The 16967-nt window shown below is 58.6% G+C and carries 14 protein-coding genes; all 14 read left to right on the top strand.

The genetic code is table 11. From position 1 onward, the window contains the following. Window positions 1-57 precede the first annotated feature (57 nt). Window positions 58-2835 (top strand): calcium-translocating P-type ATPase, SERCA-type, encoded by a 2778-nt coding sequence (locus GSF01_RS20080; RefSeq protein ID WP_159887077.1) that lies wholly within the window; start codon window positions 58-60, stop codon window positions 2833-2835. 185 nt (window positions 2836-3020) lie between these two features. After that, complete coding sequence (gene dapF / locus GSF01_RS20075; protein ID WP_159887075.1) at window positions 3021-3884, top strand: diaminopimelate epimerase; 864 nt, start codon at window positions 3021-3023, stop codon at window positions 3882-3884. Between the two features lie 36 nt (window positions 3885-3920). Continuing rightward, window positions 3921-5813 (top strand): bifunctional homocysteine S-methyltransferase/methylenetetrahydrofolate reductase, encoded by a 1893-nt coding sequence (locus GSF01_RS20070; RefSeq protein WP_159887120.1) that lies wholly within the window; start codon window positions 3921-3923, stop codon window positions 5811-5813. A 29-nt stretch (window positions 5814-5842) separates the two neighbouring features. After that, the gene (locus GSF01_RS20065; RefSeq protein WP_159887074.1) at window positions 5843-6724 is read left to right on the top strand and encodes a YicC/YloC family endoribonuclease; all 882 of its coding nucleotides are present in this window, start codon (window positions 5843-5845) and stop codon (window positions 6722-6724) included. Between the two features lie 74 nt (window positions 6725-6798). Then, window positions 6799-7059, top strand: a complete 261-nt coding sequence (gene remA / locus GSF01_RS20060; protein ID WP_009672664.1) for an extracellular matrix/biofilm regulator RemA — start codon at window positions 6799-6801, stop codon at window positions 7057-7059. Next, entirely contained in the window at window positions 7049-7690 is a 642-nt protein-coding gene (gene gmk / locus GSF01_RS20055) for a guanylate kinase (RefSeq protein WP_159887073.1), read from the top strand. Before remA ends, gmk begins: the two co-directional genes overlap by 11 nt. Beyond that, entirely contained in the window at window positions 7691-7924 is a 234-nt protein-coding gene (rpoZ, locus tag GSF01_RS20050) for a DNA-directed RNA polymerase subunit omega (protein WP_159887071.1), read from the top strand. It begins immediately after the preceding gene. Between the two features lie 193 nt (window positions 7925-8117). Beyond that, window positions 8118-9338 (top strand): bifunctional phosphopantothenoylcysteine decarboxylase/phosphopantothenate--cysteine ligase CoaBC, encoded by a 1221-nt coding sequence (coaBC, locus tag GSF01_RS20045; RefSeq protein WP_159887070.1) that lies wholly within the window; start codon window positions 8118-8120, stop codon window positions 9336-9338. After that, complete coding sequence (priA, locus tag GSF01_RS20040) at window positions 9335-11890, top strand: primosomal protein N' (protein ID WP_159887069.1); 2556 nt, start codon at window positions 9335-9337, stop codon at window positions 11888-11890. The genes coaBC and priA overlap by 4 nt, the downstream gene beginning before the upstream one ends. Window positions 11891-11936: 46 nt before the next feature. After that, window positions 11937-12425: a peptide deformylase gene (def, locus tag GSF01_RS20035; RefSeq protein WP_159887068.1), complete on the top strand. Its 489-nt coding sequence runs from the start codon at window positions 11937-11939 to the stop codon at window positions 12423-12425. Then, on the top strand, window positions 12422-13408 hold the full coding sequence (fmt, locus tag GSF01_RS20030) for a methionyl-tRNA formyltransferase (protein WP_235941632.1): 987 nt from the start codon (window positions 12422-12424) through the stop codon (window positions 13406-13408). The genes def and fmt overlap by 4 nt, the downstream gene beginning before the upstream one ends. Continuing rightward, window positions 13405-15012 carry a 16S rRNA (cytosine(967)-C(5))-methyltransferase RsmB gene (rsmB, locus tag GSF01_RS20025; protein WP_159887067.1) on the top strand — a complete coding sequence of 536 codons (1608 nt, stop codon included), beginning with the start codon at window positions 13405-13407 and terminating at the stop codon, window positions 15010-15012. The genes fmt and rsmB overlap by 4 nt, the downstream gene beginning before the upstream one ends. 87 nt (window positions 15013-15099) lie before the next feature. Then, the gene (rlmN, locus tag GSF01_RS20020) at window positions 15100-16185 is read left to right on the top strand and encodes a 23S rRNA (adenine(2503)-C(2))-methyltransferase RlmN (RefSeq protein ID WP_235941631.1); all 1086 of its coding nucleotides are present in this window, start codon (window positions 15100-15102) and stop codon (window positions 16183-16185) included. Between the two features lie 8 nt (window positions 16186-16193). Continuing rightward, window positions 16194-16967, top strand: coding sequence for a Stp1/IreP family PP2C-type Ser/Thr phosphatase (locus tag GSF01_RS20015; protein ID WP_159887066.1), 774 nt, complete (start codon window positions 16194-16196; stop codon window positions 16965-16967).

Below are 16967 nucleotides of genomic sequence, written 5' to 3'. Positions count from 1 at the left end.
TTTTGCGGCTTGTCTGAATACATTACCCTAGACAACCTTTTGGGAGGGAATGAGCAGATGAGTCAGAAACCATGGTATCAATGGACGTCCGAGGAGATCCTGCAGTCGTCGGGAACCGAGCCCTCGCAAGGCTTGAGCTCGGAGGAGGCGGACAAGCGGCTGGCCTCGCACGGCAAGAACGAGCTGGCGGAAGGCCAGAGCGTATCGCCGGTCACGCTGTTCCTCAATCAATTCAAAGACTTCATGGTGCTGGTGCTTGTAGGGGCTACTCTGGTATCCGGCTTGCTGGGCGAATATTTGGATGCCGTCACGATTATCGCCATTATCATTATGAACGGGATTCTCGGCTTTCTGCAGGAATTTCGCGCGGAACGGTCGCTGCGCGCGTTGAAGGAGCTGTCGGCGCCGAATGCCAAGGTGCTGCGGGACGGCAAGGTTTCGTCCATACCGGCCCGGGAGCTGGTGCCGGGGGATCTGATCGTGCTGGAAAGCGGAGACCGCATTCCTGCCGACATCCGATTTATCGAATCGTCGGGGGTATATGCGGAGGAGTCGGCGTTAACGGGCGAATCCGTTCCCGTTTCCAAGCATACGTCTGTCCTTGAGCAGGACGAGATCCCGCTAGGCGACCAGCGCAATCTCGGGTTTATGGGGACGATGATTACGCGCGGCACCGCCAAGGGCGTTGTCGTGCGCACGGGCATGCAGACGGAGATGGGCAAAATAGCCGACATGATCCAAAATACGGATGCGATGGAAACGCCGCTTCAGCGCCGCCTGGAGCAGCTCGGCAAAATCCTGATTATCGTGGCGCTCGTGCTCACCGTGCTGGTTGTCGTAGCGGGTATCCTCCATGGACAAGAGCCTTACGGCATGTTCCTGGCCGGGGTCAGCCTGGCGGTAGCGGCTATTCCCGAGGGCTTGCCCGCGATTGTCACGATCGCGCTGGCGTTGGGCGTTCAGCGGATGATCCAGCGCAAAGCCATTGTCCGCAAGCTGCCGTCCGTCGAAACGCTTGGCTGCGCTTCGGTGATCTGCTCCGACAAGACGGGCACGCTGACGCAAAATAAAATGGCGGTCACTCATCTCTGGGTGGGCGGTCAAGCGCTGGAGGTCACCGGAGACGGCTATGAGCCCCAGGGCGCGATCGTCAAGGAGGGCAAGCCGGTCGATCTGCGCAATAACCAGATGCTGAGGCGGCTGCTTCAGGTATCCGTGCTGTGCAACAACGCCTCGCTGCATGAAGAAAAGCCCGATAAGAAGAAAGAAGAGGAGGGCTCAGGAGTCTGGACGATCAAGGGCGACCCGACGGAGGGAGCGCTCGTCGTGCTGGGAGCCAAAGCAGGTATGACGCAGAGCTCGCTGGAAGGACTTTACCGGCGTACGCTTGAGCTGCCCTTCGATTCGGAGCGGAAGCGGATGTCCGTTGTCGTGGAGCATCAGGGCGGGCGGATGGCCTGCACGAAGGGGGCGCCCGATCTGCTGATCCAGCAGTGCGCTTATGTGCTGTGGGATGAAAAGGTCATTCCGTTTACTCCGACGCTGAAGCAGAAGGTGAGTGCGGCCGCCGAAGGTATGGCCCAAAATGCGCTGCGCGTGCTGGGGCTCGCCTATCGCGATCTGAAGGAATCGGATCGGCAGCTGGACGAAGCGGGGATCGAATGCCAGCTCGTCTTCATCGGCTTGACCGGCATGATTGATCCGCCGCGTCGCGAGGTCCGGGATGCGATCATAAAATGCCGCCGCGCCGGGATCAAGACCGTGATGATTACGGGCGATCATCAGACGACGGCCGAGTCCATCGCCCGGCAGCTCGGTATCCTGCCCCAGGACGGCAAAGCTTTGAACGGCCAGCAGCTGGCTGCGATGAGCGACGACGACTTGGACCGCCACGTCGAAGGGGTGTACGTCTACGCCCGTGTCTCGCCCGAGCATAAGCTGCGGATCGTCAAGTCGCTGCAGCGCAAGGGGCATACGGTGGCGATGACCGGTGACGGGGTCAATGACGCGCCGGCCATCAAAGCGGCTGATATCGGAATCGCGATGGGCATCAACGGCACGGATGTGTCCAAGGAGGCGTCGGCGCTTGTACTCTCCGACGATAATTTCGCTACCATTGTCGCGGCGATCGAAGAGGGACGGGGCATCTATGAAAATATCCGCAAATTTATCCGGTATTTGCTTGCATCGAATGTCGGCGAGATTATGACCATGTTCCTCGCGATGATGGCCGGCCTGCCGCTGCCGCTTGTTCCGATTCAGATTCTGTGGGTGAATCTGGTGACGGACGGGCTGCCCGCGATGGCGCTTGGAGTCGATCAGGCCGAGAAGGACCTGATGACGCAGAAGCCCCGTTCCGCCAAGGAAAATATTTTCGCACGGCGGCTGGGCTGGAAAATCGTCAGCCGGGGCATTCTGATCGGTCTTTGTACGCTCGCGGCCTTCTATATCTCATTGACAGCGGGAGCGGACAGCGCAGGTGCTCTGATGAAGGCACAGACGGTGGCGTTCGCTACGCTCGTGATGGCTCAGCTTATTCACGTATTCGATTGCCGGAGCTCCCGGTCGATTTTCCACCGGAATCCGCTGCAGAACGTCTGGCTGGTGCTCGCCGTCGCTTCTTCGTTATTGCTGATGTTTCCCGTGCTCTACGTGGACGCTCTCCAGCCGATTTTCAAGACAGTCCCTCTCGGGATAGCGGATTGGCTGCTCGTCCTTGCCTTCGCAGGAATCCCGACCTTCCTCATGGGAATCGGCAGCGTGCTCTCGACCTCGAAGCGCAGACCAACACCTCGCAAGGGCGGACCCAAGTCGCTGAAGCCTATCGCCCGTTAGTACGAAAAGGGGAAAAAGGGGATATTAACCAACTAACGAAATGGCTGGACTCTTTGCCTGCAGGCGAAGATATCCGGCCGTTTGCTTTTTAGAGGGGAATGAGTTAAAATTTTGCGGAATCGCTATGCATACCCGAGCATTTGCGCTATAGTAGGGGATAAACCGCAAATTTAGGAGTTTTATCGATGAAATTTACGAAAATGCATGGCTTGGGCAATGATTTCATCGTGTTAGCGGGTTTCGACCTGCTTCCGGCCGAGGCTTCCGAACAGGCGATCCGCTGGTGCGACCGCCATTTCGGAGTCGGCGCGGACGGACTGGTGTATCTGCTGCCCTCCAGCCGGGCTGACTATATGATGCGAATAATCAATTCCGACGGATCCGAGGCGGAGCAGTGCGGCAATGCGATTCGCTGCGCTGCTGCCTATCTATATGAAAACGGGCTAGTGGAGCCGTTCGCGCGAGAGCTGACCATCGAGACGATCGGCGCCGGCGTGCAGCCGGTGCGGCTGCAGGTGGAGAACGGCAAGGTCCGCAGCGTCCGTGTCGATATGGGCGAGCCGATCCTGAGCGGACTGGCCGTTCCGACTACTTTGGATGAAGACCTTGTTATCGAGCTGCCGATTGCGGCAGGGGATCGGGAGTTCCGGTTTACCGCCGTATCGATGGGCAATCCGCACTGCGTTATTTTCGTGGATGACGCTCCATCCGTGGAGCTGTCGACATGGGGTCCGGTGCTGGAGACACATCCCTACTTCCCGAGACGGGCGAATGTGGAGTTTGCCTCGCTGCGCAGCCGGGACTATGCGGACATGCGCGTGTGGGAGCGTGGGGCAGGACCTACCTTGGCATGCGGAACGGGAGCCTGCGCTACGCTTGTGGCAGGGGTGCTGACCGGCAGAATGGAACGCAAAGGCGTCGTATCGCTGGCTGGCGGCGAGCTGTTGATCGAGTGGGAGGAAGCGGATAACCGCGTATACATGACAGGTCCGGCGGAGACGGTGTTTTCGGGCACATGGACGCTGGAAGCCTGCGGGAAGCAGATATAATAGATGGAGAATACAGCATGGGAAGGGGAGCCTCGTGTGAAGCCGGATTTGAGGGAAGCACTTCGGAATGGAGTACTGGTCGGGGATGGCGCGATGGGCACTTATTTGTACCAAATGGGTTTTCCCGTCGGCATCTCGTATGAGGAATTGAATTTATTGAAGCCGGACGTTATTCGGGACGTACACCGTCGCTATTATGAGGCGGGGGCCAGACTGATCGAGACGAATACGTTCTCCGCCAATCGCGAAAGACTGTCCAAATTCGGTCTGGAAAACGAAGTGGAAGCTATTAACCGGGCCGGCGTGGAGCTGGCGCGACAAGCCGTTGGAGACGATGCTTACGTCGTCGGGGCAGTCGGTTCGCTGCGAGCGGGCAAACGGAAAAACGTCCGCACCGCCAAAATCAAGGAAGATCTGCGCCAGCAGATCGAGGTGCTGCTGGATGCGAAGGTCGACGGACTGCTGCTGGAAACGTTCTACGATCTGGAGGAAATGCTGCTAGTGCTGAAGCTGGTCCGTAAGCTGTCGCCGCTGCCGGTCATCTGTCAGTTTGCGACGGAGGGTGCAGGGGCCACGATGGACGGCGTGCCTCTGAAGGAAGCCTTCGCCCGGCTGCTGGCGGCCGGAGCCGATGTCGTGGGCTTCAACTGCCGGAGCGGTCCGAACGGGCTGATGCGCTCGCTGGAGAAGGTGGCCGGCTTGCCGGATGCGCCTCCTCTGTCGGTATTCCCGAACGCCGGACTAGCCGATTATGAAGACGGTCGTTACACATTCGCTGCAACGCCGCAATATTTCGGCGAAACGGCCCGCCGGTTTGTCGATCAAGGGGCTCGTATCGTAGGCGGATGCTGCGGGACTACGCCCGAGCATATCGCTGCGATCGCCTCCTCGCTGGCCGGTTATATCCCGGAGCCGCATGCCGCTAACAGGACGGCTGCCGTTGCTGTCGCAGAGCCGCAGCCGCTTGTCCAGGTCAGCGGCGGACAGGCTGGCGGACAGCAACCGAAGCCGAATATTGTCGATCTGGTGAAGGAACGCGTCACGGTCATCGTGGAGCTCGACCCGCCGCGAGATCTCGATATCGCCAAGTTCATGGCAGGGGCCGCCGCTCTTAAGGAAGTCGGGGTTGATGCGTTGACGATGGCGGATAACTCGCTTGCTGTCACCCGGATGAGCAATATGGCGCTTGGCTCGCTCGTCCAGGAGCAGGTGGGGATCCGCCCGCTGATCCATATCGCCTGCCGTGACCGGAACATGATCGGCACCCAGTCGCATATGATGGGGCTTCATGCCTTGGATATCGACCATGTGCTTGCCGTTACGGGCGACCCGGCGAAATTCGGCGATTTGCCGGGCTCCAGCTCGGTGTATGATCTGACCTCGTTCGAGATTATCAGGATGATCAAGCAACTGAACGAAGGGGTTGCCTTCTCGGGCAAGCCGCTGAAGAAGCGGGCCAACTTTATTGTCGGGGCGGCATTCAATCCCAATGTCAAGCATCTGGATAAAGCGGTTCAGCGGCTCGAGCGCAAGATCGAAGCCGGCGCTGACTATATCATGACTCAGCCTGTGTACGACCCGAAGCTGATCGAGGCTGTCCGTGAGTCGACGAAGCATCTGGAAGTGCCGATTTTCATCGGTATCGCCCCGCTGGCCAGCGGTGGGAACGCCGAGTTCCTCCACAACGAGGTGCCTGGCGTGTTATTGTCCGATGAGGTACGCCGGCGCATGAGCGGACTGAAGGGCGAGGAAGGGCGGGCGATGGGCGTACAGATTGCGCGCGAGCTGCTGGATGTGGCTATCGAGCACTTCAACGGCATCTACCTGATGACGCCATTCATGGCTTATGAGATGACAGTGGACTTGACCCGCTATGTCTGGGAGAAATCCGGACGCCGTGATTACCACTTGTCCCCTCTTGCAAAATGAATTAAAATAGGATAACGGATGTGAGAGCCATGGTAACGAGTATGACCGGCTACGGACAAGCGGAGCGTTCTGTCGCGGGATTTCGGCTGCAGGTTGACCTGAAATCGGTCAATCATCGCTACTGCGAAGTGGCGGTACGGCTGCCGCGGGAGTTTGTCCGTTACGAGAACACGGTGAAGCAGGCGGTTCAGCAGCATGTGAAGCGGGGCCGTGTCGATGTGTTCGTTACTGTGGAACGGGATCGCGGTGAGGCGCCGGCGCTTGAAGTGGACTGGGCCCTTGCCGAAAGCTACACCCAGGCTGCCGATGCGCTGCGTGCCAGACTCGCGTTATCCGGCGGGCTGACGATACATGATCTGCTTTCGCTGCCGGGACTTGTTACATTCCGCGACAAGCCGGACGTGGCGGACGAGGCGCTGGAGGCCGAGCTCGCGGCCTGCGCCCTAGAGGCGGCTGCCCGGCTGGCTGCGATGAGGCAGCGGGAGGGATCGTATCTGCGGGAAGATCTCTCTCAGCGGCTGCAGCTGCTGGAGCAGCTTCGGCTGCAGGCGCACAGGCTGGCTCCGCAGATCGTGCAGGAATATGCGGCTAAGCTGAAGCTAAGGATTCAGGAGATGCTGGGCCAGCCCGAGCCGGACGAGGGCCGTCTGGCGATGGAAGTCGCGCTGATGGCCGATCGGGCCAGCATCGATGAGGAGCTGACAAGGCTGAGCAGTCATGTTGGGCAGCTGGGCCGAATGCTCGAAGACTCGGAGCCGGTCGGCCGCAAGCTTGATTTTCTTGTCCAGGAGATGAATCGGGAGGTCAATACGATCGGCTCCAAGGCGAACCACGCAGCTCTTGCGGGGATCGTGGTCGACATGAAAGCGGAGCTTGAGAAGATGCGGGAGCAGATTCAAAATATCGAATAAATGTGGATTACTTTTCTTCGCGTTGTCCTTTCAGTCGTATGAGGGATGCGATGAACCAGGGGGAACCGTATACTATGGCGATCAAACTTATCAATATCGGCTTCGGGAACATCGTCTCCGCGAACCGAATCATTTCCATTGTCAGCCCGGAATCGGCGCCGATTAAACGGATTATCCAGGAAGCGCGCGACCGCCATATGCTGATTGATGCGACTTACGGTCGCCGTACCCGTGCTGTGATCATAACAGATAGCGATCATGTGATCCTGTCGGCCGTCCAGCCGGAGACGGTAGCACACCGACTTTCGAATAAGGACGATGATCATGACGAGTAAAGTAGGGGTTTCCCCTTCGGAGAAGGGCATTCTGATCGTTCTGTCCGGACCTTCCGGCGTGGGCAAGGGCACCGTATGCAAGGCGCTTCGCGCCTGTGCTCCCGATATTGTGTATTCGGTATCGGCTACGACGCGGACGCCTAGAGAAGGCGAGATCGACGGAGTGAATTATTTTTTCAAGAGCAGGGAACAATTCCAGCAGTTGATCGATCAGGACCAGATGCTGGAGTGGGCGGAATATGTAGGCAATTACTACGGCACGCCGAGCAAATTTGTGGAAGACACGCTGAACAGCGGTAAAGATATTATCCTTGAGATCGAAGTGCAGGGAGCGCTCAAAGTGAAGCGGAAGTTTCCGAATGGCGTGTTTATTTTCCTGCTTCCCCCTTCGCTGCCCGAGCTGGAAAGCCGGATCGTGGGTCGGGGTACTGAGTCAGAGGAGTCCATCCGGAGCCGTATGTCCGTCGCTGTGGATGAAATCGCAATGATGGAACAGTATGACTATGCGATCGTAAACGATCAGGTCGACCTGGCTTGCTCGCGGATCCGCAGCATCCTGACAGCGGAGCACTGCCGCAAGGACCGCATGGTTTGTAAAATCCAACAATGGATGGCTGAGGTGAAAAAATAAATGCTGTATCCTTCAATCGACCGTCTGCTTGATAAAGTGGACAGCAAGTATTCGTTGGTCGTCGCTGCTTCCAAACGCGCTCGCATGCTGCGCGACGGCGCCAAAAGCGAGCTTCGTAACAAACGCTCCCACAAGCAGGTAGGCCATGCGCTGGAAGAAATCTATGAAGATTTTATTTCGTACGAAAAGCTTCCGAGCAAAGAAAAAGATAGAGAAAAAGCAGACTTAAAGTAAAAACAACCTTCGGGTTGTTATTTTTTTATCAAGATTGGAGAAGCCCGGGCGAGTTGAGAGGCGTTCGGGCTGTAATTAACCGGAGATATGAATCTCCGACTTCACGCAAGAACTTGACAAGGCTGTGAAGCTAGAGATTCGCTTTGAGGGGTAAATTGGGGAGAAAAGCTGGAATTTCAAAGGGGAGTTAACTATGAGTGCCTTAAACGGAAAAACGATCGTGCTTGGCGTGTGCGGCGGTATAGCCGCCTTTAAGGCAGCTGCATTATGCAGCAAGCTGACGCAAGCAGGCGCCAAGGTTCATGTCATCATGACCGCTTCGGCCACTAAATTCGTTGCGCCGCTAACCTTTCAAACCTTGTCCAGGCATGAGGTTGCGATAGATACGTTCGATGAGAAGGATGCCTCGGTAGTCCAGCATATCGACCTGGCCGACCGGGCGGACCTGGTTATCGTGGCGCCGGCCTCCGCCAATACGATAGCCAAGATAGCGCTTGGCCTGGGTGACGATATGCTGAGTACGACCCTGCTGGCGACTACGGCCCCGATCCTGGTCGCTCCGGCGATGAATGTTCATATGTATGCCAATCCGGCCGTGGAACAAAATATGCGGACGCTGGCCGATCGCGGCATTCGCTTCATCGAGCCGGGTACGGGCCAACTGGCCTGCGGCTATGTGGGCAAGGGCAGGCTTGCCGAGCCGGAGGACATCGTACGGGCGGTGGAGCTTCATTTTGCCGAGCGCGGGCGTCTGACGGGCAAGCGGGTGCTGATCACGGCTGGGGGAACGGTGGAGCGCATCGACCCGGTACGCTATCTGACCAATGATTCTTCGGGCAAAATGGGCTATGCGCTAGCGGAAGCTGCTGTGCGCATGGGAGCCGAGGTGACGCTCATTAGCGGCAAGGCAGCCATACCCGCACCCTCCGGGGTTAAGCTGGTCCGCGTGGATTCTGCGCTCGACATGCTGGAGGCGGTCATGTCGAGACTGCCGGATCAGGATGTCATTATTAAAGCGGCGGCTGTCGCGGATTATCGACCTGCGGAGCGGCATGAGCATAAGCTGAAAAAGTCGGATGACGAGCTGACGCTTACCCTGATAAAAAATCCGGATATTCTGCAGCAAATCGGAGAGCTGAAGACGCACCAGTTCGTCGTAGGCTTTGCCGCGGAAACCCGCAATATCGAGGCGTTTGCCATGGATAAGCTGCGCCGGAAGCGTTGTGATTTGCTGGTCGCTAATGATGTTTCCGCAGAGGGGGCCGGCTTCGGAACCGATACAAACATCGTCAGCGTGTACGACCGCAGCGGCTTCGTGGAGGCTTTGCCCATGATGGGCAAGCGCGAAGTAGCCACGCATCTGCTTCATCTTATCGCGGACAGGCTCGGAAAGGGGGAAACGGCAGATACATGATCGCCAAGGTGATTGTTGACGTACCTGCCAAGCCTACGAACCGTGCGTTCGATTACTCGGTGCCCGAGCCTTTGCGCGGGCTTATTGCCGTCGGCAGCCGGGTTGGCGTGCCGTTCGGTTCGCGGGTTGTGCAGGGTTTTGTGATCGAGCTGCAGCAGGACTCCGAGCTCGCGCCGGGCAAAATAAAAGCCATCAAGCAGGTACTGGACTTGACGCCTCCGCTTACGCCCGAGCTGGTCAAGCTGGCGCAATGGATCGGGCGCACCTATGTATGTCATGATATTACTGCGCTGCAGGCGATGATTCCGGGAGCGTTGAAAGCGAAATACGAACGCCAGGTGTCGGTAGCCGACCGCCTGCCTCCGGCCGGATCCTCTGCCGTCGCCACTGCAGCCGGGTCTGCAGCAGGCAAGCCGGAATCCCTCGTGGCCCAGGAGATGGAGCTGCTGCTTCCGCAGGACCAGGCCATCATCGCGTATATAAGGAAGCAGGAAGCGGTCGAGCTGGAGACGCTGCTGAACCGGTTTCCGGAGGAAGGCTTGCGCATCAGGCAGCTGCTGGAGGAAGGCGTTCTGCAGGAGCAGCAGATGGTAAAAGACCGGATGAAGGTTAAAAAAGCATTAACCGTGCTTCCTCCTGACGATCTTTCGCAGCTCGATGGCTGGATTGCGGAGCTTCCCGACCGGGCAGCTAAGCAGAAGGAGGTGCTGCGCTATCTGCGCGAGCATCCGGGACCTGTCAGGCTAACCGAGCTGCTGACGCGGCTGCATATGACGGCGTCTGCCGTAAAGGGGCTTGCCGAGAAAGGCTGGATTCGTCTGGAGGACGTGGAAGTGCAGCGCGATCCGTACGCAGCCCGTACCTTTCGCCCTACGACGCCTCTGCCGCTAACGCCGGAGCAGCAAGGGGTTTACGATCGTATCCGCTCAGCGGTGCTGTCGCGGGAGCGAAAGGTATTTTTGCTTCATGGGGTAACCGGAAGCGGGAAAACGGAGGTATACCTTCAGTCGATCCAAACTTGCCTCGAGGAAGGTCGGGAAGCGATCGTGCTGGTGCCCGAGATTTCGCTCACGCCGCAGATGGTGGAGCGCTTCAAAGGCCGATTCGGCAATCAGGTCGCTGTTTTGCACAGCCGGCTTTCGAACGGAGAACGTTATGACGAATGGAGAAAGATTACCCGGCGCGAGGTTAGTGTGGTGATCGGAGCCCGTTCCGCTATATTTGCTCCTTTTAGCAATATCGGATTGATCATGATCGACGAGGAGCACGAGTCGACGTACAAGCAGGAGGAAAGCCCGAAGTACCATGCACGCGACGTGGCTATCGCCCGGGCCCGCGAGCATGGCGCATCGGTCGTACTCGGTTCCGCTACGCCCTCGCTGGAGAGCATGTACCGGACCAGCGTTGAGGCGGCGCGGCTGGCTACGGAAGAGCGGCCTGCCTTCGAGCTGCTGTCGATGCCAAGCCGCGTGGAAGGCCGGCCGCTGCCTCCCGTACGGATCGTCGATATGAGGGAGGAGCTGAAGAATGGCAACCGGTCGATGTTTAGCCGGGATTTGTATAAAGCCATCGAAGAAAGGCTACACAAGAAGGAGCAGATCGTTTTATTGCTGAACCGGCGCGGGTATGCGACATTCGTCATGTGCCGCACCTGCGGCTATGTAGCCCAGTGTCCGCACTGCGACATCTCGCTGACCTACCACCAAAGCTCTCGGGCGCTGCGCTGCCATTATTGCGGCTACGCCGAGCGCGAGGCATCGCTTTGTCCGGAGTGCGGGAGCGAGCATATTCGACATTTCGGCACGGGTACGCAGCGGGTCGAGGAGGAGCTGGGCAAGCTGTTTCCCGGCATCCGGGTCATCCGGATGGACGTGGATACGACTTCGGAGAAAGGCTCGCACGAGAAGTGGCTGACGCTGTTCCGCAACCGGCAGGCCGATGTGCTGCTGGGCACTCAGATGGTGGCGAAAGGTCTGGACTTTCCCTATGTGACACTGGTGGGCGCGCTGGCGGCTGATTCGGTGCTGAACCTGCCGGATTTCCGTGCGGCGGAGCGCTCCTTCCAGCTTCTGACGCAGGTAGCGGGTCGGGCCGGCCGGCATCACCTGCCCGGGGAGGTGTTCGTTCAGACCTACACGCCTGAGCATTACAGCATTATTCATGCCAGCCGTCATGATTATATGAGTTTTATGCGTAAGGAAATGCTGATGCGCAAGCTGCATAACTATCCTCCTTTCCACCAGCTTGTGCTGGTTACGCTGTCCCATGAGCAGGTGCAGCTGCTGATCCGATCCGGGGAAGCGCTGGCTGCAAGGCTGAAGTCGCTGGCTCAGGAGCTGCCGAAGGATACCGAGGAAATGGAGGTTCTTGGTCCCGTGGCATCGCCTATCTCGCGGATCAAGGATAGATATCGCTTCCAATGCATGATAAAATATCGGGGAGAAAATCCGATCGCCGGACTGGTCAGGCAGGCGGCTTCCGTACTCGATGAGACGGTGAAGCAGCACAAGCTGATCGTGTCGATCGACGTGGACCCGCAGATTTTGATGTAGCCGGAAGATCAAGGATAGATGAAACCACAGAAAGGTGCAGGTATAGATGGCTATTAAAATCATTGTCAAGGATCCGGATCCCGTATTGCGCGAGAAAAGCAAGCCGGTGCCGAAAATAACGAGGAATATCTGGAAGCTGCTTGACGATATGGTCGATACGATGTATGACGCGGAGGGCGTGGGGCTGGCGGCTCCGCAGATCGGCATCCTCAAGCGCGTCATCGTGATGGATTGCGGCGATGAGCACGGGGGCTTGATCGAGCTGATCAATCCCGAGATTATCGAGCTGGAAGGCGAGCAGCTCGGCGCAGAGGGATGCCTGAGCATCCCGGGGCTGCGCGGCGATGTGAAGCGGGCCGCACGGGCCAAGGTCAAGGGGCTGAACCGTGACGGCGAGGAAATCATCATTGAGGGGACGGAGCTTCTTGCACGATGCATCCAGCATGAGGTCGATCATCTGGACGGCATTCTGTACACCGATCTGGCGGAGTCGCTGTATCGCGCGGTCGATGAGCCCGAGCAGGGTGAAGCATGAGCGACAAGGCTAGAATCGTATTTATGGGAACTCCTGACTTTGCGGTTCCCTCGCTCCGGGCGCTGCTGGCCGATGAGTCCGTTCAGGTCGTCGGCGTCGTGACCCAGCCGGATCGTCCCGTTGGCCGCAAGCGTGTGCTGACTCCGACACCAGTTAAGGTGGAAGCCTTGGCTCATGGACTGCCCGTGCTCCAGCCTGAGAGGCTGCGGCGGGGCGAGTCGGTGGAGGAGCTGCGCGAGCTGAAGCCGGATTTAATCGTAACGGCGGCCTACGGTCAAATATTGCCGAAGGCGGTGCTCGAGCTGCCAAGGCTTGGCTGCATCAATGTCCATGCTTCGCTGCTGCCTCGTTACCGAGGAGGCGCACCGATTCATTATGCGGTGATGAACGGCGACGCGGAGACAGGAGTCACGATCATGTACATGGAAGAAGGGCTTGACACCGGCGATATGATCAGCCGGGTCGAAGTGCCGATCGGGGATGACGATACGACCGGCACGATGTTCGACAAGCTCAGCACGGCGGGAGCGGAGCTGCTGCAGAGGACGCTTCCCGGGCTGCTGGCCGGGACGGTCCAAGCGGTGCCGCAGGATGACGAAGCTGCGGTCTATTCCCCCAATATCACGCGCAAGCAGGAGCAGATCGACTGGAACGACCCTGCTCTGCGGATCTGGCAGCAGGTCAGAGCGCTTCATCCAAGACCTGGCGCGTTCACGCTATGGAATGGAGAGGTACTGAAAATATGGGCTTGCAGCAAGCCGGCGGAACCGGCGCTTTCCTCGCCCAAGCAGCCGGGGACGGTGCTTAGCGTAGGCCCGGACGGCATCGAGGTGGCTACGGGACTCGGCGTACTGCGCATTACCGAGCTGCAGCCTTCCGGCAAAAAGGCGATGGATGCCGCAACCTTCGCGCGTGGCGGCCAGTTGGCCGCAGGTACGGTATTGGGACAGCCGAACGAGGATGGAGCTGATGGAGACCAGTGAGCGAGCATACATCGAACCCGAAGCCGCATTCGAATCGAACGGCCGGAAAGGATCGTAAGCCTGATTCGAGCGGTGGGCTACGCCAAGGCTCACCAGCCTCTTCCAAAGGCGGAGCCGCACCTCGGCGGACGTCCGGATCATCGCCCGGAGCGGGCAGCAAGTCTCGCGGGGGAGGAGCGCCGGCCCGCAAGCAAGTGCGGGGAACGGCGAGGGAAGCGGCACTGGACGTGCTGACCCGTGTAGAAACGGACAAGGCCTACAGCAACTTGATGTTGAACCAGACCCTTCAGCTGTATAAGCTCGACAAGCCGGACGCGGGACTCGCCACGGAGATTGCTTACGGCACGGTCCAGCGTCTGAATACCATCGATTATTTCCTTGAGCCGTTCGTGGCCAAAGGACTGGCGAAGCTGGAGCCTTGGGTGCGCAGCCTGCTTAGACTCAGCTTCTACCAAATGTATTATCTGGACCGTATACCGGAGCATGCGGTAGTGAACGAGGCGGTCAACCTGGCCAAACGACGCGGGCATGCGGGCATCGCGGGGATGGTTAACGGCGTGCTGCGCAGTGTGATCCGCAAGAAGGCGGAGCTGGTCTTGCCGCAAGGACTGGCCCCTGCTGCGCGGATCGCGCTTGAGGAGTCTCATCCCGAGTGGCTGGTGCGGCGCTGGATCGCCCAGTATGGCGAGGAAGCGGCTCAAGCCATATGCCGCGCCAACAACGAGGCGCCTCGCGTCAGCGTGCGCGCCAACCGTCTGAAGAACGAGCCGTCGCAGCTGATCGAGCGGCTGCGCGGGCAAGGCTTGGAAGCCGAAGCTTCGTTGCTTGCCCCGTCCGGCATCGTCATCCGGGGCGGGGGCAACATGGCGCTGACGCCTGAATTTACCCGCGGCCTCTTCTCGGTGCAGGACGAAAGCTCTATGCTGGTGGCCGAATGGGTCGATCCGCAGCCGGGCGAGCGCATCTTGGACTGCTGCGCCGCGCCAGGCGGCAAATCCACGCACCTGGCGGAGAAGATGGGCGACCGGGGGGAAGTGGTCGCCTGCGATCTGCATGAGCATAAGCGCCAACTGATCACGGATCAGGCGGAACGGCTCGGCTTGACGTCGATCCGGACGCTGACGGCCGACGCCAGGAAGCTGTCCGAGCATTATCCGCCTGCCAGCTTTGACCGCATCCTGCTCGATGCTCCTTGCTCCGGCTTGGGCGTCATCCGCCGTAAGCCGGATCTCAAGTGGAGCAAGTCGGAGATCGAGATCGCGGAGATCGGAAGCATTCAGCGGGAGCTGCTGGATGCCGTTGCTCCTCTGCTCAAGCCCGGAGGGGTGCTGGTATACAGCACCTGCACGGTGGAGCGGAGCGAGAATGAGGAGGCGGTGAGGCGTTTTCTTCGCGATCACGAGGACTTCGCGCTAGAAGCGCCGTCTTTGTCTGTTCCGGAAGCAGGCAGCTTGCCGCCGTCGTCCGTCAGCGGAGTTACGCCAGCGGGAGCAGCTTCAGAATTATCCGATCCGGCCGGACAAGAGCAGGCGATGCGGCAGATTATGCCGTACGAGTATGGCTCGGATGGTTTTTTTATCGCGAGACTGCGCAAGCGAGCATAATCCCTCAAGTTGTGGTAAAATAACATGTGGCCTTTTCGGGCGCAAGGTCCGAGAGGCCTTCACTTTAGACAAAACAGGTTGTGATAAATGATGGAATTGCCAGCGAGCAAGATGCCTTCCAATCTTAAGCCATACGTATACGACTACACGCTTGAGGATTGGCAGGCTTGGATCAAGGAGCAGGGTGAGTCGGGCTTTCGGGCCGGACAAATCTTCGATTGGTTATATGTGAAAAGAATATCAAGCTTCGACGAGATGACGAATCTGCCGAAGTCGCTGAGGGACAAGCTGCGGGAGCAGTTCGATTTTGTCACGCTCAATGAAGTCGCTCATTACCGTTCCAAGGACGGTACGGTCAAATTCCTCTTCGAGCTGACCGATAAGAATGCGATCGAGACGGTCATCATGAAGCACAGCTACGGCAACAGCATCTGCGTCACGACGCAGGTGGGCTGCAGGGTCGGCTGTACGTTCTGCGCGTCCACGCTCGGCGGCTTGAAGCGTAACCTGACCCCGGGCGAGATTATCGCCCAGGTGGTGAAGGCTCAGCAGCTGCTGGATGCGACAGAGGAGCGGGTGAGCAGCATCGTGATCATGGGAATCGGCGAGCCGTTCGAAAATTACGATGCGGTAATGAAGTTCCTTCACGTCATGATTCACCCTAAGGGGCTGAATATCGGCCAACGCCATATTACGGTTTCGACAAGCGGCATCGTACCGAATATTTACCGGTTCGCGGATGAAGATACCCAGATTAATCTGGCGATCTCGATCCATGCGCCCAACGACGAGCTGCGCTCCAAGCTGATGCCGGTCAACCGCAGGTTCCCGTTCCAAGATCTGCTGGAGGCTTGCCGGTATTATGTGGCGAAGACAGGACGCCGGATTACGTTCGAATATGCCTTGATGGGCCAGGTCAACGACCGTCCCGAGCATGCGGAGGAATTGGCCCAGGTGCTGAAAACTTTCCCTATGGCTCATGTCAATCTAATTCCTGTCAATTTTGTCTCGGAGCGGGATTATGTGCGTACGCCGCGTAACGACATTTTTGCTTTCCAGCGCATACTCGAGAAAAATAAAGTCAACGCCACGATCCGCCGCGAGCAGGGGAGCGATATTGCGGCAGCTTGCGGGCAGCTCCGGGCGAAACATATGGAATCGGGTGCGAGGTGACGAGAGCGATGCTGAAAGTGGCCTATTTATCCGACGTGGGACTGGTTCGAGCCGTTAATGAAGATAGCGCCTTCGTTCAGGAGCAGGGAGACGGCTGGTCTCTGGCTATCGTTGCAGACGGCATGGGGGGCCATCAGGCCGGCGATGTCGCCAGCCGAATGGCGATCGAGTGGATCCCTAGAGGCTTGCAGTCTCTGGAATCTGCCTTGACGGGAGAACAGCGGGCAGAGCGGATGCGGGCTGCGATCGAAGCTGCCAACGGTAAAATTTTTGAATTCGCATCGGAGCGGGAGCATTATCATGGCATGGGAACGACGGTAGTGGCCGTATTGGCCAGTCGGGACCATGCCGTGATCGGCCATATCGGGGACAGCCGGGCCTATCGGGTACGCGATGAACAGATCGAGCTGCTGACCGAGGACCACTCGCTCGTCAACGAGCTGGTCAAGAACGGCCAGATCACTCGAGAGGAAGCCGAGCATCACCCCCGTCGCAATGTTTTGACGCGGGCGCTTGGGACAGAGTCCTCCATCGAGGTAGACGTCCAGGAGATCTCATGGCAGCCGGGCGATGTCCTGCTGCTGTGCAGCGACGGCTTAAGCGGTCTGGTCGAGCGGCACCGGATGCTCCAAGCGATCCGAACGGAAGGCACGCTTGAGGACAAGGTGCGCCTGTTGGTGGAGGAAGCGCTCTCTGCAGGCGGGGACGATAATGTTACCGTTATTCTGATCGAGAATGCGGCAGAGCCGGAAGCGGTACAATCTGACGGGGAAGCGGGGTGA

This window comes from Paenibacillus puerhi (assembly GCF_009846885.1).
GTDB classification, from domain to species: Bacteria; Bacillota; Bacilli; order Paenibacillales; family NBRC-103111; genus Paenibacillus_G; species Paenibacillus_G puerhi.
The sequence above is the reverse complement of the archived record's forward strand: the minus strand, read 5'-3'. Positions and strand labels throughout refer to the sequence as shown.

Bases quoted from the DNA above. Each gene is read 5' to 3' on its own strand.
- GSF01_RS20080 (WP_159887077.1), top strand. From the start codon at position 58: ATGAGTCAGAAACCATGGTATCAATGGACGTCCGAGGAGATCCTGCAG.
- dapF (WP_159887075.1), top strand. From the start codon at position 3,021: ATGAAATTTACGAAAATGCATGGCTTGGGCAATGATTTCATCGTGTTA.
- GSF01_RS20065 (WP_159887074.1), top strand. From the start codon at position 5,843: ATGGTAACGAGTATGACCGGCTACGGACAAGCGGAGCGTTCTGTCGCG.
- remA (WP_009672664.1), top strand. From the start codon at position 6,799: ATGGCGATCAAACTTATCAATATCGGCTTCGGGAACATCGTCTCCGCG.
- gmk (WP_159887073.1), top strand. From the start codon at position 7,049: ATGACGAGTAAAGTAGGGGTTTCCCCTTCGGAGAAGGGCATTCTGATC.
- rpoZ (WP_159887071.1), top strand. From the start codon at position 7,691: ATGCTGTATCCTTCAATCGACCGTCTGCTTGATAAAGTGGACAGCAAG.
- coaBC (WP_159887070.1), top strand. From the start codon at position 8,118: ATGAGTGCCTTAAACGGAAAAACGATCGTGCTTGGCGTGTGCGGCGGT.
- priA (WP_159887069.1), top strand. From the start codon at position 9,335: ATGATCGCCAAGGTGATTGTTGACGTACCTGCCAAGCCTACGAACCGT.
- def (WP_159887068.1), top strand. From the start codon at position 11,937: ATGGCTATTAAAATCATTGTCAAGGATCCGGATCCCGTATTGCGCGAG.
- fmt (WP_235941632.1), top strand. From the start codon at position 12,422: ATGAGCGACAAGGCTAGAATCGTATTTATGGGAACTCCTGACTTTGCG.
- rlmN (WP_235941631.1), top strand. From the start codon at position 15,100: ATGATGGAATTGCCAGCGAGCAAGATGCCTTCCAATCTTAAGCCATAC.
- GSF01_RS20015 (WP_159887066.1), top strand. From the start codon at position 16,194: ATGCTGAAAGTGGCCTATTTATCCGACGTGGGACTGGTTCGAGCCGTT.